The 15903-nt window shown below is 36.9% G+C and carries 14 protein-coding genes; 10 read left to right on the top strand and 4 right to left on the bottom strand.

Going from position 1 to position 15903, the window contains the following annotated elements:
* The 6 genes from B3139_RS13075 to B3139_RS13050 all read left to right on the top strand — a co-directional run bounded on the left by B3139_RS13075 (position 1) and on the right by B3139_RS13050 (position 8104).
* The gene (locus tag B3139_RS13075; RefSeq protein WP_293883785.1) at positions 1–2055 is read left to right on the top strand and encodes an NADH-quinone oxidoreductase subunit L; all 2055 of its coding nucleotides are present in this window, start codon (positions 1–3) and stop codon (positions 2053–2055) included.
* Between the two features lie 3 nt (positions 2056–2058).
* The gene (locus tag B3139_RS13070) at positions 2059–3660 is read left to right on the top strand and encodes a complex I subunit 4 family protein (RefSeq protein ID WP_293883783.1); all 1602 of its coding nucleotides are present in this window, start codon (positions 2059–2061) and stop codon (positions 3658–3660) included.
* A 6-nt stretch (positions 3661–3666) separates the two neighbouring features.
* Positions 3667–5151 (top strand): NADH-quinone oxidoreductase subunit N, encoded by a 1485-nt coding sequence (locus B3139_RS13065; protein WP_293883781.1) that lies wholly within the window; start codon positions 3667–3669, stop codon positions 5149–5151.
* 211 nt (positions 5152–5362) lie between these two features.
* A complete protein-coding gene (locus B3139_RS13060) occupies positions 5363–5968 on the top strand; it encodes a DUF4254 domain-containing protein (protein WP_293883779.1) in 606 nt (201 codons plus the stop codon).
* 4 nt (positions 5969–5972) lie between these two features.
* Positions 5973–6998 (top strand): glycosyltransferase family 9 protein, encoded by a 1026-nt coding sequence (locus B3139_RS13055; RefSeq protein WP_293883777.1) that lies wholly within the window; start codon positions 5973–5975, stop codon positions 6996–6998.
* Positions 6995–8104: a glycosyltransferase family 4 protein gene (locus B3139_RS13050; RefSeq protein WP_293883775.1), complete on the top strand. Its 1110-nt coding sequence runs from the start codon at positions 6995–6997 to the stop codon at positions 8102–8104. Before B3139_RS13055 ends, B3139_RS13050 begins: the two co-directional genes overlap by 4 nt.
* Here the strand turns inward: B3139_RS13050 and B3139_RS13045 are convergent.
* The 4 genes from B3139_RS13045 to B3139_RS13030 form a co-directional block, all read right to left on the bottom strand.
* Positions 8101–8766: a glycosyltransferase family 32 protein gene (locus B3139_RS13045; protein ID WP_293883773.1), complete on the bottom strand. Its 666-nt coding sequence runs from the start codon at positions 8764–8766 to the stop codon at positions 8101–8103. The genes B3139_RS13050 and B3139_RS13045 overlap by 4 nt on opposite strands.
* A 4-nt stretch (positions 8767–8770) precedes the next feature.
* On the bottom strand, positions 8771–9841 hold the full coding sequence (locus tag B3139_RS13040) for a glycosyltransferase family 4 protein (protein ID WP_293883771.1): 1071 nt from the start codon (positions 9839–9841) through the stop codon (positions 8771–8773).
* A gap of 44 nt (positions 9842–9885) precedes the next feature.
* Complete coding sequence (locus tag B3139_RS13035) at positions 9886–10893, bottom strand: hypothetical protein (RefSeq protein WP_293883769.1); 1008 nt, start codon at positions 10891–10893, stop codon at positions 9886–9888.
* 64 nt (positions 10894–10957) lie between these two features.
* On the bottom strand, positions 10958–11779 hold the full coding sequence (locus tag B3139_RS13030; protein ID WP_293883767.1) for a glycosyltransferase family 2 protein: 822 nt from the start codon (positions 11777–11779) through the stop codon (positions 10958–10960).
* A 204-nt stretch (positions 11780–11983) separates the two neighbouring features.
* Between B3139_RS13030 and B3139_RS13025 the strand changes: the two genes are divergently transcribed.
* From B3139_RS13025 to B3139_RS21565, 4 genes are all read left to right on the top strand, one after another.
* Complete coding sequence (locus tag B3139_RS13025) at positions 11984–13162, top strand: glycosyltransferase family 4 protein (protein ID WP_293883765.1); 1179 nt, start codon at positions 11984–11986, stop codon at positions 13160–13162.
* On the top strand, positions 13155–14159 hold the full coding sequence (locus B3139_RS13020; RefSeq protein ID WP_293883763.1) for a glycosyltransferase family 2 protein: 1005 nt from the start codon (positions 13155–13157) through the stop codon (positions 14157–14159). Before B3139_RS13025 ends, B3139_RS13020 begins: the two co-directional genes overlap by 8 nt.
* The gene (locus tag B3139_RS13015) at positions 14146–15003 is read left to right on the top strand and encodes an alpha-1,2-fucosyltransferase (protein WP_293883761.1); all 858 of its coding nucleotides are present in this window, start codon (positions 14146–14148) and stop codon (positions 15001–15003) included. The genes B3139_RS13020 and B3139_RS13015 overlap by 14 nt, the downstream gene beginning before the upstream one ends.
* A 105-nt stretch (positions 15004–15108) precedes the next feature.
* Entirely contained in the window at positions 15109–15411 is a 303-nt protein-coding gene (locus B3139_RS21565) for a DUF6492 family protein (RefSeq protein WP_414711830.1), read from the top strand.
* The last annotated feature ends 492 nt before the right edge of the window (positions 15412–15903 follow it).

Below are 15903 nucleotides of genomic sequence, written 5' to 3'. Positions count from 1 at the left end.
TTGGATCAAGTTGTTCACATATCGCCCCTTTTGACCGCGCTAGTTACCGTAGTGTCCCCATTAGTAGCGTTCTTATATCAATCTTTATTAGGCAAACGTGACCAGTCAGGTATTGTCTCCCTCCTAGCCATCGCCCTCAGTTTTACCGGTGGTGGGCTCACCTGGTTCACCATATGGAATAATGCCCCCGTAACGGTTCAGGCGGATTGGTTCACTATTGGCGAAACCTCATTTAAAGTTGGTATCCTGTTAAATAATTTAAGCACCTTAATGCTTTTCTTGGTACCTACTGTAGCATTGCCGGTGCATGTTTATTCCCGGGCATATATGAAAGGTGATCCTGGCATTCATCGCTATTGGATGTATCTAAGCCTGTTTTGTTTCGCCATGTTGGGATTGGTCATTATGGACAGTCTTTTACTGATGTATGTCTTTTGGGAGTTGGTTGGGTTTGCGTCCTATCTCCTTATCGGATTTTGGTTTACGCGCGAAGCAGCTGTACAAGCCAATAAAAAGGCATTTTTGGTTAATCGCATCGGTGACCTCGGCTTTCTAATCGGCCTTGCGATCGTATTTACGCAGTTCAAGACACTTAATTTGGTCGATTTATTTGGTGATAATGGACTGCTCTATCAATCCGCAATCGTCGATGGACTATGGGTATCTCCAGTCAATAGTTTACCTCAGATCTGGTTTACCCTAGGAGGACTAGCCTTTTTCTTGGCTGCTATGGCCAAATCAGCACAATTCCCACTACATGTATGGCTTCCGGATGCCATGGAAGGTCCTACATCCGTATCGTCCTTGATCCATGCGGCAACCATGGTAGCAGCCGGCGTATTCCTATTGGCTACTGTATTTCCATTATTCAGCGAATCGGCATTACTATTTATCGCTATTATCGGTACCATCACAGCAGCTTCGGCAGCATACTTCGCCTTGGGCCAATATGACATCAAGCGTATTCTTGCCTTTTCGACCATATCGCAACTGGGCTTTATGATGGTTGGGATCGGTATTGGAACATGGGATGCCGCTTTGTTTCATCTTACGACGCATGCTTTCTTTAAGTGCCTTCTATTTCTTTCGGCCGGCGCAGTTATTCATGAGATGGCCCATCTGAAAACACATAGTCAACTAGACTTTGATCCGCAGGACTTACGGAACATGGGTGGATTACGTCACTATATGCCCAAGACCTTTGTGCTCATGAGTATTGCTTCACTAGCACTTGCCGGATTCCCACTGACTTCAGGTTTTCTATCCAAAGACAGTATCGTTATATCTTCTTTTGAATGGGCTCTTTCAAAAGGGAACTTATACCTGATCATCCCATTAAGCTTGATCATTGTAAGTATTTTAACCGCTTTCTATATTGGTAGACTGCTGTTTAAAGCTTTTTTTGGAGAGTTTAGGCTTACAAACCAACTGCATGGCAAATTACATGATCATCCGCTACATGAAGCGCCAAAAACCATGTTGATGCCCATGTTTGTTTTGGGTGTATTCTGCTTATTTCCACTATTTTCGTTCAATCCATTTTCGTACCACGATTCCTGGTTGATGGACGGACTCTTATCGGATGAATATGCCTTTGCTCCAAGCCACATTGCCCACCTGATTATCCCTGCAATACTCTTCCTTGGTTCAGTTATTGGCTGGATCATCGGCTGGAAATGGTATGTGCAGCATAGATACCCGTTCAATCCGGCCAATCCGGCACTGAAGGTTTCTTTAAATCAGGGCTATATCAATCAGTTTTACGATGTTGTATTTGTCAAGGGCATATTAAAATTGGCTCAATTCTGTTATTGGTTTGACCGACATGTTGTTGATGCCTTTGTTTCTTTGATTCAGTCAATCGTGCTATCGATTTCACAATTAAGTGTTTGGATAGACAAATATATTATAGACGGCTTAGTCAACACGGTTGCTTCGGTAACCTATTGGACCGGTCATCAAGTCCGCCTGGTACAAAACGGGAAGATACAGACCGCTTTATACTCCGTCTTTTTAATAGTTTTACTTGGTTTAATTTATCTTTTATTCTTTTAGGAAATGCCTATTTTATCCTTATTGATATTTTTACCGCTATTGGCTACGGCGCTTATTCTCGCCTTGCCAACACGATATAAATTGAGTTACAAATATATTGCGTTAGCATTTACCGCAATACAATTTGTACTGGCTGGATTGTGTTACGCACATTTTGATGCAAGCAAAACAGGTATTCAAGATCTGGGGGGCTATCAGTTTGTTGAGCAGGTTTCCTGGATTCGTTTAGATCTAGGATCAATAGGTAAGCTAGAAATTGATTATCTCATTGGTATTGATGGGATATCAATGCCCTTATTATTGCTGAGCGCTTTTGTGATATTGATGGCTATCGGAGCCTCCTGGAATATACAGAAAAGTCCGAAGGGATACTTCGCTTTACTCATGGTGCTTAATATGGCTGTTATGGGGATTTTCTGTGCACTGGATTTCTTCCTGTTCTACCTTTTCTATGAAGTGATGTTACTTCCACTATATTTCCTGATCGGCATCTGGGGTGGTGCAAGACGCGAATACGCAGCCATCAAGTTCTTTTTATACACGCTATTTGGTTCTGTATTTATGCTATTGATCATCGTAGGACTATACTTTTCAGTGATCAACCCGATGACTGGAGCGCATACGTTCAATATGATCCATATGATGAACCCACAGAATTACCTTGAAGGATCTATTTTTGAGTGGGGTGGTTATCAGGAAATCTTGGGTATTTCGGCCAGACTGCTTGGCTTCATTGTGCTCTTTTTTGCCTTTGCCATTAAAGTGCCCATCGTGCCATTGCATACCTGGTTACCCGATGCCCACGTCGAAGCACCGACTCCAGTATCCATTATTTTAGCAGGTATTCTTTTGAAAATCGGAGGTTATGGTATCATCCGTATCTGTTATAGCATCTTTCCCGACATGGCCGCCTTATCCAATTGGTGGCTTGGACTAATAGGCGTTGTTTCCATTATCTACGGAGCCTTGAACGCCTTATCACAAAAAGACCTCAAACGAATGATTGCGTATTCATCCGTTTCCCACATGGGCTTTGTCTTATTAGGTATTGCTTCATTAACTGCAGAAGGAATTTCTGGAGCGATGTTTCAGATGATCTCCCATGGTTTTTTATCCGCGGCCCTCTTCTTTCTTGTCGGTGTAGTTTATGACCGCGTGCATGATAGAAATATCTATAGTTTTCGAGGTTTAGCTCAAATTATGCCCAAATATACAGGGTATGTTGCTGTTGCATTTTTTGCTTCCTTAGGTTTACCTGGCTTTTCAGCTTTTATTGGTGAAGCATTTGTCATTATCGGTTCATTCAATTCTGAAAGTGTTGGCACAGGTTTGCCGCGTTGGATGGCACTTGCAGGTTCTATAGGTATCTTATTAAGTGCAGCCTACCTACTTTGGACATTGCAACGGATGTTCTTTGGACAGATTCGTTTAAAAGGCGGTGAATCTTGGAGCAATGCACTGATAGATGTCAATTCGCGCGAGCAGGTGATCTTATTTCCAACGTTAGCGTTGGCCTTATTACTTGGCATTATGCCTGCATTAGTTTTTAACAATTTAAACGCAAGTGTCCTGAATCTTGTAAGCTTTATTCAACAATTTATTTAAATCAGCATGCTCGCATTCAGTCCATATATCAGTTCATTTCTCGATCAGATTATCGTCAGTGTACCGTATTTTAAACCCGAACTGACATTGATCATCACTTTTATTGGTACTATTCTCGCTAGTCTTTTTGCCGACAAGCACTGGAAGCATACGTCTTTTATGCTTACGATCATCGGATTATTGTTGAGTGGCTGTTACCTTGTTGGGCAAGGACTCAGTAAGGTAGAGATGGCTGGCTTTTTTGATATGATCCAGGTTGATGCCTTTGCAACCTCTGCACGATTGATTATCCTGTTGTCGACATTCCTTGTTTGTATTTTTATTCAACAAGGTCATGGTAGATATGGCCGACCGTTAGGAGATCTATATGCTGTTTTACTGACGGCAACGTTGGGACTGAACCTATTGACCATGTCGAGTAACTGGCTGATGATTTTTATAGCCGTTGAAACCGTTTCCATCAGTTCCTATATCATGGTGGGGTACTTTTCAGCTACTAAAGTTCAGTCGGAGGCGGCTTTAAAATATGTACTCTTTGGATCGATTTGTGCGGCAGTGATGCTTTACGGTTTGTCTTTACTCTACGGTTTCACGGGGAACTTGAATTTTGATTCCCAGAGCCACATTGCTGGCCTAATGGAAGCCCCAAAGGTCATGATCAGCATTGCGCTATTATTTTTGTTGACAGGCATTGGCTTTAAACTGAGTTTTTTTCCTTTTCATGTCTGGAGTCCAGATGTTTATCAAGGTGCTCCCACAGTAATTACCGCGTACCTGGCTACAGTACCAAAAATTGCAGTCGTCGTCCTATTATCCAAGCTCCTCGCCGCATGGCTTAATGTTTCCTTTTACTTTAGCGATTTCCTAACGTATGTGATTATTGGGGTAGCTATTGCAACCATGCTGATCGGTAATTTAGCGGCTTTACGTCAACAGGATGCCAAACGGATGATGGCCTATTCATCGATTGGACATACAGGTATACTCCTGATGGCTGTATTGATTTATCAGAATAATGAGTCGAATGTATTGTTGTTTTACCTTTCCATATACGCTTTGATGAATATTGCTGTATTTATATTTATTGATGCCTTGGAAGTTAGTCTGGGCAATACATCCATCGATTCCTATCGTGGCTTAGGAAAGCAGTCCCCCCTTTTGTTTACTTCATTTTCAATGGTTTTAATCGCTTTAGTGGGGCTCCCTCCCACTGCGGGATTCGTCGGAAAGCTTTTGGTCTTTTCCAAAGTGTTCGAACAGTATCAAAACTTTCAATCCTTCGGTTTATTGGCATTGCTTATTGTAGGTGCACTGACTTCGGTTATCTCTTTATTTTATTATTTTAAAATACCACTGAACGCATTTTTAAGGGACAATGCCGCATCTTCAACAATAAAAGTCAATGCTGTACTTCTCTTTATTGGCATCCTTTGTACCTTGGCTGTGTTGTGCTTAGGAATCTTTCCGGATCTTTTGCTTTCGGCCTTTTAGAAAAACAGAGGAGCCCCTTTCATTCTTAACAAATCTACGATCCTCATCAATCACGCTATGTGCGGGTTGAATAGTAAGGATAAACTCCATAATATATTTTATATTTCCTCAATAAAAGTATTATATATGGTTGAGGAGAGACCGACAAATTGTTTTTTATGCAAAGCGCAATTAAATTGCATATAAAAAGCAATTTATCTAAGTTTGTACCATGATTAGTGCAATAGCAAATCCAATTTTTCAACGTGCTATCCAGGATTACCACGTATACGACCAGATTGAGCATCCAATCCAAAATCCGTATGACAAACAATCCCTAGAACATCTCCTCTATTTAAAATGCTGGATTGACACCGTACAATGGCATATGGAAGATGTCGTGCGTAATCCCGCTATTGACCCGAAAGAAGGCTTACATTGGAAAAGACGAATTGATGAGTCCAATCAATATCGCACGGATACCGTAGAGTATATTGACAGCTATTTTCTACAAAAGTTTCAAGATATACAGGTTAGGCCTACAGCAACGATCAATACGGAGAGCCCGGCGTGGGCTATTGATAGGCTTTCCATTCTGGCTTTAAAAATCTACCATATGGAACAGGAAACATTACGCGCAGATGCTTCCGAGGCACACATTAATACCTGCCAAGAAAAGCTTAACGTTTTATTGGAACAAAGAAAAGATTTATCTCAAAGTATTGATGAATTGATGGATGCCATAGCATCGGGCGATAAATACATGAAAGTCTATAAACAGATGAAAATGTATAACGATCCTTCATTGAACCCTGTCTTATATTCATCAGGAAAGTAAAAACATGTCCTTACCGCAACGGATCATAGTCACGCGATTTTCAGCTATGGGCGATGTTGCCATGGTTGCCTCAGTATTGAAAGAGTTTTGTATACGCTATCCTGATGTAGAAATCATTATGGTCAGCAGACCATTCTTTTCGCCATTCTTTGATGGAATAAAAAACCTCAGGTTCCATGTGATTGAACCCAAAACCATTCATAAAGGTTTTTGGGGCCTGTTCAGGCTAAAAAAAGAGCTTGCCCAGTATGGTTCAGATGCCGTAGCTGACTTACATTTCAATTTGCGTTCGCGTGTGCTTGATCTTTTTTTTTCCTTATCGGGCGTAAAAGTAAAGCAGCTTGACAAGGGGCGGGAAGAAAAAAAAGCGCTTACCAGGGAAAAAAACAAAATCAAAGTTCCACTGAGGCTAACGGTAGAACGCTATGCAGATGTATTTCGCGCATTAGGTTTTAAATTTGAGCTCAGCCATAAATTGGTTCCTAATTTGCAGGATGTACCCAAAGCTGCTTTTAGCATGTTCGCGAATTTCGATCGAAAAAAAATTGGCATTGCCTCATTTGCACAACATCGTTATAAAATTCTTTCCTTGGTAAAAATGGGGCAGATCATTGATCATTTGACACACCATGGATATGACGTATTGCTTTTTGGAGGTGGTCAAGAAGAGTTTCAAGTCGCTCAAAACTGGACCGAAAGTTTTCCGAATACTTACAATACCATTGGAAAATTTACGTTGAGAGAAGAACTGGATTTAATTTCGAATCTGGATCTGATGGTTAGCATGGACTCTTCAGGACTTCATATGGCCTCGTTAATGGGAGTAAGATGCCTTTCGTTATGGGGAGCAACACACCCTTACGCTGGATTTACGGGCTACGGTCAAGAGTTAGCAGATTGTATCCAAGTCGAACATCCCCATAGACCAAGTTCAGTGTATGGCAACAAGTCCTGCATCTGTGACGGAGTAGAAGCAATTGATTTAATTACACCAGAAATGGTGATTGAACGAATAAACGGAATAAGATGAGGATAGGATTTGATGCAAAACGTTATTTCTTAAACAATACCGGTTTGGGGAATTACAGCCGCGACTTAATTCGTATACTCGAAAAGTATGCTCCGGAAAATGAGTATCTAAAATACACGCCGAAAACTGGCCATCAATATATCCATCAACAGACAGCTCAAAATAATATTCGTTTACCACAAGGGCTGATCAACACCACATGGCCCAACCTCTGGCGCAACCAACGTATTGTGGATGATTTAAAGAAAGATAAAGTTGACATTTTCCATGGACTATCGGGTGAAATCCCATTAGGTTTAGCAAAGGCTCATATTAAATCTATCGTTACCATTCACGATTTAATTTTTCTGAGACACCCTGAACTTTATCATCCAATTGACCGTTGGATTTATAAAAAGAAATTCAAACATGCATGCGAGACTTCCGATCGTATCGTTGCCATAAGTCAATGTACTAAAAACGACATTGTCGACCTCTTTCATATACCGGAAGAAAAAATTGATGTCGTTTACCAGGGCTGTCACGAAGCATTCAAGAGCACTAAAACATCAGAACAGAAGGCTGATCTAAGAAATAAATTAAAATTACCACAGGAGTTCTTACTAAATGTTGGAACCATTGAGGCGCGTAAAAATATATTATCGGTGGTGAAGGCCATAAAAGACCTTGATATTCCTCTTGTTATTGTGGGTAAACCAACACGTTACCATCAAGAGATCCTCGCCTATATTCAGCAAAACAATATGGAGCACAGGATACACTTTTTGCAAGGCTTAGCGATGGAAGAATTGGCTATTCTCTATGCATCGGCAACGGTCTTCATTTATCCGTCAATTTATGAAGGCTTTGGCATTCCTATAATAGAGGCGCTTTACTCAGGTACTCCGGTTATCACCAGTAATATGGGCGTCTTCCCAGAAGCGGGGGGACCGGCATCTTGCTATATTGACCCTACCAATATTTCACAGATACAGCATGCCATAAAATCATTACTTAGTGATTCTTCCAAGCGAGATGAAATGATCAAAAAAGGACTAGAATTTGTTAAAAAGTTTAATGATGACAACCTCGCTGCACAATGGAAGAAGCAATATTTAACACTTTAGTCCTCCGATTTCACAACAGTTATTACTTTCTGTAGTTTTTTCCAGTGTTGTGACCTATCTCCATAGATCAATAATTTACCGAGCTTGTATTTAAATTTCATTATCCCCTGGTAGTCATCAGGCACTATGCGATAAGGGACTGTTGGGTCTTCATGGATAACATCGTTGACGGCCCTCGTATAAACTGTTGGTCCGGTCATGCCGTGCACGTCATGTGGAAATTTATTTTGCTGAATGTTTTCAACAATATACTTTATCGTTCGTTCCAGAAAAGGATGCCCCTTTTCAAATATCAGCGCCCATTGCGCAAAAAGATTTTGGTGGTTCTTTTCACGCGTGATAACGGCATGGTCATCGTCTTGCAGGTATTTATCCAGATTAACCAGAATATCGCTATCGAGATCTAGGTATACTCCTCCATGTATGTATAAAACAGCATAACGAAAAAAATCAGCTTTTGCTGCTCCAATCTGAAGTCTGGAGTATGCTTTATAGATCTCTTCATTAAATGATTCCTTTATAAATGCATCTACGCGTTGATCGTCGTAAAACTCATACTTGTAACCTTTATTTTTTCGTCTAAAGCTCTTAATGTATAACTTTGTTAACCAAGGTATTTGGTTAGTTTTAAACGTCTGATAGATTACTTTCGGTATAGCCATTCTCTTATTTCAAAAGTTTCTTATAAAGTTCCCAATATTCACTAGCTGCTTTATCCCATGAAAACTGAGCCGCCCAAGTTTTAATTTCTGCGGTACGATCTTCGCTATAGATAATATCCATCAGATTGGATTTCCCAAATTCGATCAAATAATCTGGATCTGTGGATTCCAAAAAGAAAGCTTCAGGTCCTCCGATTTCTGGGAGACAGGTGTATGTAGATAACAGCACCTTTTTGCCGAATGACATCGCCTCAATAACAGGTAATCCAAAACCCTCTGCTATCGAAGGGAAAGCAAATAAAGCACAATTTTGTAAATAGTTATATTTCTCAGATTCTGTTATCGGCCCAGTGAGCTGTATTCGTCCGGCAACCCCAAGTTCAGTAGCTAAATCAAGTATATATTGATTATAATCAGGTTCTGCAATAATACCGCTGATTTTCAATTCCAAATCATTCCCTACCAATAAATAAAGCAACGTATGAAAATTTTTTTTACGATTTATGGTACCAATAGAATAAATGAAAGGCTTATGCTTATCACACTTGAGCGATGGATCTAACTGATCCAAATATTTCTGTTCAATATTATTTCCATTATAAATCACATGAAGTGGCTTTCCCTGTAAATTACAATAATCTTCGAGGTCATTTTTTACATAATGGGAAATTGCTACAATAACATCTGCTTTATCCAAATTATTCTGCAAGCTTTTCAGGTACTTTTTTTCCTTCTCGACCGACTTATTTTCTTTTAGGAAGTTTAGATCATGGATCGTAGAAAGAACTTTAATTTTATTGTTCCGCGGGAAATATGAACTAAGTTGAAACGTAGAATGCCAAAGATCACTATTGGAAAATCGCGGCATCCAAAATTTCTGCAGCGATTTTTGCTGGTAATAGCTAGCCCTGGAGCCAAAATCTTCGTTCGCAGGATTATTTGTATAAAATACCATTGCATAAGGATCAGCTATCTTGTGTAATAAAGCATTTCCTAATTGTTTACAAAAGTGATATAAACCTGTATGCGGATATTTCATCCGTTCGGCATCAAATATGATATTAAATTTTCTCATATCGCAAATTGAAAACGAAAATACTATTTTGGATTTCAATTATTCTAGTCTAAGACTTTTTTTACCCAATTTCTAAAGGAATATTTCTCTATAATCGAGTTATCAATCTCAACAAATGGTTTATTCAAAAAATCCCTCAATTTTAAAAGGTTGCTACCATCCCATACGAACACGTTATTGGGGTGATAGAAATCATAATTTTTAATCAATAAATTATTTGTAATGATCTTCTTTCTATAAAACAAAGCTTCAAAAATACGGAATGAAAGGCCATAATGAATAGCTGCATTATCAAAATCTAATAAAGCTTCATAATGTTGAACATGACGCAACATCTCTGTGTAAGTTAACGGGTCAGAAATAAATTCGATTCCGGAGTCTTTGTATTTGTCAATAGTTTTATCTTTGGTACAAAGCAGTTTTACATTTACATCAAAATTTTCCTGTATTAAGAATTCAATTAATTCTGTAATGAAAGGCATTCTATTCTCAAGATAACTACCAACAAAACATAAACTCTGAGGTTTCACAACCACGTCCTTATCGGGAGGTATTTCTAAATAAAAATTAGTAGTAAAACAAATATTAGTATAACTATCTTTATATTTTAAATAGTCATTATCATCAAAAACGAAAAACTTATCAAACAAATCAATACGGTCAAATACAGACGGGAAACGATTAAGTCCATCCCATTGATATGCGACCATTTTGTTCACCTTACTTTTAATAGTTCGTAAAGTTGCTATCCCTAATAAATCTGATCGAATGATTAAGGCGTAATCGATCTTCCTTTCAATTTTCTCTAATTGTGTTAGTAGATTCTTGTTCTCTCGTCCAAAAATCAATTGTTTTTTGAAATTATGTTGCAATAGTAAGTTTTTATGAATAAAACTGCGCGCCCTTTCAACAAAATTTGTATACTTAAAAGGTTTATCTGTAATAAATAGAAAAATCACCTCAAAGCCAACATTTTGCAATGAAGATATTAATTCACGGTAGAATTGAAAATGTAACGGAATAATTAATATTATACTTTTTTTATTTACCATGCCTTAATCAATATTTCAAAAAATATGCCATTTACTCTGTATAACGTTTCATCTTCTACATACGCTACTTCACAGCCCTTTTTAGATAATAAAATAGTTTTTTATACCAAATATTATAATACTTCTTCTTATATCTCTCTTCGGAAGAGACTCGACCTATTAATTTTTCTATCCCATAACCAAACTTTTTGAATAAGGGATAGTGTTTATTATAAATGTAAAGCAGTGCTTCATCAGAAATATTCGCTTTCCAATTTTGATCCGTCATCGAATCATTGGAATAACGTTTCCGATAATAAAATAATGGTTTATTAATTTTATATACATTATCAAAATGCTGTGTCATTCTAATCCACATCTCCCAATCTTCAGCGAATTTTAAATTTGTGTCATATAAACCGATCAATTTAAAATTATGGCTTTTCATCATAGCTGTTGCCGTGAAACAATTTGTTCTAAGTATTGTTTGTTTAGAGTATGCTGCTAAATCAAAGATACCTGTTTCCCGTTCAAAAAATTGAGTTTGCGTATACACAATATCCAATTTATTATTTTTGCGGAATTGTTCTATACATGAGCTAACATAGGTTATATCTAATTTATCATCGGCATCCAAAAAAAGAAGATATTCGCCTGAAACAAATTGAAATCCATAATTTCTGGTCGCAGGCAGTCCTTCATTATTCTTTGAAAACACTTTCATATTTGAATATTCTCTAGCAAATTCGCTAATAATGTCAAATGTAGCATCTGTTGATCCGTCATCCACGACAATGACTTCTAGGCTTTTATAGATTTGGTTGACGACGGATTCTAAGGTCTCTTTCACTGTTTTCTCTACATTATATGCAGGGATGATTATACTAACTAAATCTTTTTGAAACATTAATCTTATATTCTATTTTAAACTGCAATATCTTTAACATGTTGCATGAACAAAGCTAAGATTTTTTTGTGCTAATTATTCTATAATTAACTGCATTTCTTATACTAGACAGACTAAATCATGTGGCTTCAATATATGTTATCCTCCTTTTTACGAAATTCTTTTGTAATTTGCGAATTGATAAGTTATCTTCAATCACTTGATATGAAAAAGGTCAAAAACTGGCTCCAGACAGTTAAATCAATAGTGAAATATCCATCTATCCTAATGAACTTAAATAGATCAGATAGTTCGATTTACTTCTTTTTTCCGTTTTATCATACGGGGGGAGCAGAACGAGTACATTTGGATATTTTGAATTCTGTAAAAGATCTAAAACCAACCTGTTTCATTACAGACAGATCGGTAAACAATGATTTTAAGGAGGATTACATAAAAAATTCCAAATTGATTGAATTGTTTCGTTGGGGTAAGAAAAAAAGCTTTAGAAAACACATCGCAAAAAAAATTGCGTTGAAGATAAACCAAACCCCCAACGCAGTGATATTCGGCTGCAATAGTAGTCTATTTTATGATGTACTCCCCTTATTGAACAAAAACACAAAAAAAATTGATATGATCCACGCATTTATCGGGGATAATTCATTTGAGCAGTTGTCATTACCTTTGATTCCCTTAATAGATTACAGAATCATCTTGGGACCTAGACATCTCTCAAAATTAAAATCATATTATCTTAAAAACAATATCGATTTAGAATATTTAAAGAAGATAAATATTATCCCTAATCAAGTTGAAGTTCCGCTAAATGTATTAGAAAAAAACTTCAGTCAAAACTTGCGGATACTGTTTATTGCGAGAGATTCACCTGAAAAACGCATCCATCTTTTTTTAAAAATAGCACAGAAAAGCGAGGAATTAAATCTTCCTTTTGAATTTACAATGATTGGTGATTTAGAAAACTATCAACCTCATTTGAGCAAAAATATCAAATTCGTCTCTAGAATAAGATCCAAATCATTATTGAACTTCCAATATGCCCAGGCTCATTTCATCATGCTAACCTCTAGCTATGAAGGTTTTCCTATGGTTTTATTAGAAGGAATGGCTTTAGGCACTATTCCAATAATAACCGATGTAGGAGAAGTCTCCACCTTGATAAATGAAAATAGAAACACAGGATTTATTATAGAAAATAGTACAGATCAAGAGATCATTTCGGCCTTTGTAGAAAAATTAATGTTTATTACAAATCATAGGGAACTTTTACCAACGATTTCACAAAATGTAATAGAAACAATCAAGAAATTCTTTAATAAAGAATTATTCAAAAAGAACTATAGAGACTTGCTGATGCCTAAAAATAACTTTAATAATGATTGAAGTAACTGTATTAATGACAACCTATAATGGTTCCCTTTATATTAAACCAGCAATTGACAGTATTTTAAATCAAACTTTTAAAAATTTTGAACTACTCATCGTAAATGATGGTTCGACCGATAATACTATTGAGATCATTCAATCTTATGACGACTCTAGGATTAGATTGATCAACAATGAGTCGAATAAGGGCTTATTATTCAGTCGAAATATTGCTTTAACAGAAGCGAGAGGCAAATATCTAGCTATACTTGATAGTGACGATATAGCGATCTCTAACAGACTACAAATCCAGTGGACAACATTTGAAAATCGACCTTCATTAGCTCTACTGGGAGGACAAGGTTTAGTAATAAACAAAAAAGGAGAGAAAACTGGAGAAGTTTTAACACAATTAACAGGTGCAGACGCCGTAAAAGTAAAATTATTTTTCAGTAATAGTTATATACATTCCACAGTGATGATTAGAATGGAGGTATTTTGTAAACTAGGAGGCTATCAAAATTTCCCCCTAGCGGAAGACTATGCGCTATTCTCAAGACTATCACATGATTATGAAGTTGACAACTTATCGGACATATTGGTCGAATATAGAATTCATGGGGAAAATATTAGTATTAAACGAGCGAATGAATTATTTAGCTTACATCTTCCAATTTTACAGAATAGGATTCTACAATTTGGGATATCTGCCAGCCAAGATCAAATTAGATGGTTATTACACCCGAATCTTGTACAAGCCAAAGATATCAAAGCATTTAAGTTATTTCTAATACTCTTAATCCGAACTAATAGAAAAAACAATTTTCTAAAAAAGAAAATATTCGAAAAAAAAATTTTAGATATCTGGTATCAAACTATAATGAATAAAGTTAGATGGGCCTCTTTTTACCATATATTAACTTTCCCCGCCTTCACATTATTAGAAAGCAAGCAAATTAGAAGAAGTTTTAAAAATTCCATAAAAGGTATATTTATTAAAAATGAAAATCGTTAAATTTTTGGGAGGGCTTGGTAATCAGTTATTCCAATATGCATTTCTTTTAGGATTACAACAAAAATTCAAAATAGTAAAAGTAGATTTAAGTGACTTTAAAGACTATAAGCTACATAATGGTTTCGAATTAGAAGCAGTATTCAACATCACGCTTACACAACTCAGTGCTTTTGAAAAGAATATTTATACTAGAAACAATAATAAATGGCTATGGCGAAAATTAAGACGATTATACAACACAAAACACGTCTTTCTTGAAGAACCTTCGCCTTTTTCCTTTTCGAAAAAAATTTTTGAAGATAAAAAAAGTCGATATTATTGGGGGTACTGGCAACATATTGATTACATTAACCAAGTCGCTCCAATTCTTCGCAAACGCCTTCAATTTCCCCCTTTCGAAGACGTTAAAAACATACATATACAACATTTAATCCAACATCAAAACGCAGTTTCTTTACACGTCCGGCGGGGAGATTATTTACAAGAACCCTTATTTACAGATATCTGTACTGAGGAATATTATGAAAAGAGCATACAGTACATGCTTAAAACATTAAAATCCCCACTATTTATAGTATTTTCCAATGATATTAGCTGGTGTAAAACGCAGTTTAAGGATCTAAATGCGATTTTTGTAGAGCACAATTTAGGTTCCAATAGCTTTAGAGATCTACAATTAATGTCGTTGTGTAAGCACCATATTATTGCAAATAGCAGCTTTAGCTGGTGGGGTGCTTGGTTAAACGATGATCCAGAAAAAGTTGTGGTATCGCCAAAAAAATGGATTAATGATGCCACTATAGATACCACGGGATTGATTTTACCTACTTTTGTTACATTTTAACTCCTTTAGATTCCCCAGTGATGCGATCATGTGCAAATAAATCAAACTACGATATTGTCATCTGCGTTGGCCCCCAGCACGTCGAAATTGCAAAGATCGTGATCAATCAGGTCAGGCATTTTTTTTAAGGCGCAACAAATCTATGTCGTAACAAACCCTTCTCATTTCGAAAAGTTTCAGGTGCTCAGTCCAACCAACTTGGTTCTTGTTAATGAAAATGAATTGTTCGATCGGTTCAATTTTCAATCTATAATCACCTTTCTAAAACAAAAAATAGATAATGCTGATCGTGCAGGTTGGTATTTTCAACAGTTTTTAAAAATGGAAATTTCCAAAATTATTCAAAGTGACCATTATCTGATATGGGACGCAGATACAATACCATTAAAAACCGATCCATTTCTTTGACCAAGATAACCGGGTTTTAATTCACAAGAGTGAAGAAAATCACCAGCCATATTTTGAAACATTAGAACATATACTCGGTCTGAAAAAAACGGTCAACTACTCGTTTATATCTGAACATTTTATGGTCCAAACAAGGCTGATGCAAAACATGTTACTTGAGATCTGCAAAAAAGCAGGAGATCAGGCTTGGCCATATTATATCCTTGAAAATATAGCCACAAAAGACATGGCACTTTAGGGTTTCTCGGAATATGAAACCTACGGTAATTTTCTCGAATCAACCCACCCCGAGCATTTTCGTTTACGTACCTCGCCCTCGGAATTATTAATTACAACCAGAAATGGCAGTATGATTTTGGGCACTCTACCAAATACAAAAGACCTCAAGTTTTTGGATCTCTTAGGTTTACATTATGCGACATTCGAAATCTGGCAAGGCATTAATCCTAAAAAGATTAAAGCCAACAAAAGACGTATTGCCTTATTTTTTCT

It is taken from the genome of Sphingobacterium sp. UBA1498 (assembly GCF_002325125.1).
Taxonomy (GTDB): domain Bacteria; phylum Bacteroidota; class Bacteroidia; order Sphingobacteriales; family Sphingobacteriaceae; genus Sphingobacterium.
This window is presented reverse-complemented; position numbering and strand designations above follow the sequence as displayed.

Coding starts and splice junctions, on each gene's coding strand:
- B3139_RS13070 (WP_293883783.1), top strand. CDS start 2,059: ATGCCTATTTTATCCTTATTGATATTTTTACCGCTATTGGCTACGGCG.
- B3139_RS13065 (WP_293883781.1), top strand. CDS start 3,667: ATGCTCGCATTCAGTCCATATATCAGTTCATTTCTCGATCAGATTATC.
- B3139_RS13060 (WP_293883779.1), top strand. CDS start 5,363: ATGATTAGTGCAATAGCAAATCCAATTTTTCAACGTGCTATCCAGGAT.
- B3139_RS13055 (WP_293883777.1), top strand. CDS start 5,973: ATGTCCTTACCGCAACGGATCATAGTCACGCGATTTTCAGCTATGGGC.
- B3139_RS13050 (WP_293883775.1), top strand. CDS start 6,995: ATGAGGATAGGATTTGATGCAAAACGTTATTTCTTAAACAATACCGGT.
- B3139_RS13045 (WP_293883773.1), bottom strand. CDS start 8,766: ATGGCTATACCGAAAGTAATCTATCAGACGTTTAAAACTAACCAAATA.
- B3139_RS13040 (WP_293883771.1), bottom strand. CDS start 9,841: ATGAGAAAATTTAATATCATATTTGATGCCGAACGGATGAAATATCCG.
- B3139_RS13035 (WP_293883769.1), bottom strand. CDS start 10,893: ATGGTAAATAAAAAAAGTATAATATTAATTATTCCGTTACATTTTCAA.
- B3139_RS13030 (WP_293883767.1), bottom strand. CDS start 11,779: ATGTTTCAAAAAGATTTAGTTAGTATAATCATCCCTGCATATAATGTA.
- B3139_RS13025 (WP_293883765.1), top strand. CDS start 11,984: ATGAAAAAGGTCAAAAACTGGCTCCAGACAGTTAAATCAATAGTGAAA.
- B3139_RS13020 (WP_293883763.1), top strand. CDS start 13,155: ATGATTGAAGTAACTGTATTAATGACAACCTATAATGGTTCCCTTTAT.
- B3139_RS13015 (WP_293883761.1), top strand. CDS start 14,146: ATGAAAATCGTTAAATTTTTGGGAGGGCTTGGTAATCAGTTATTCCAA.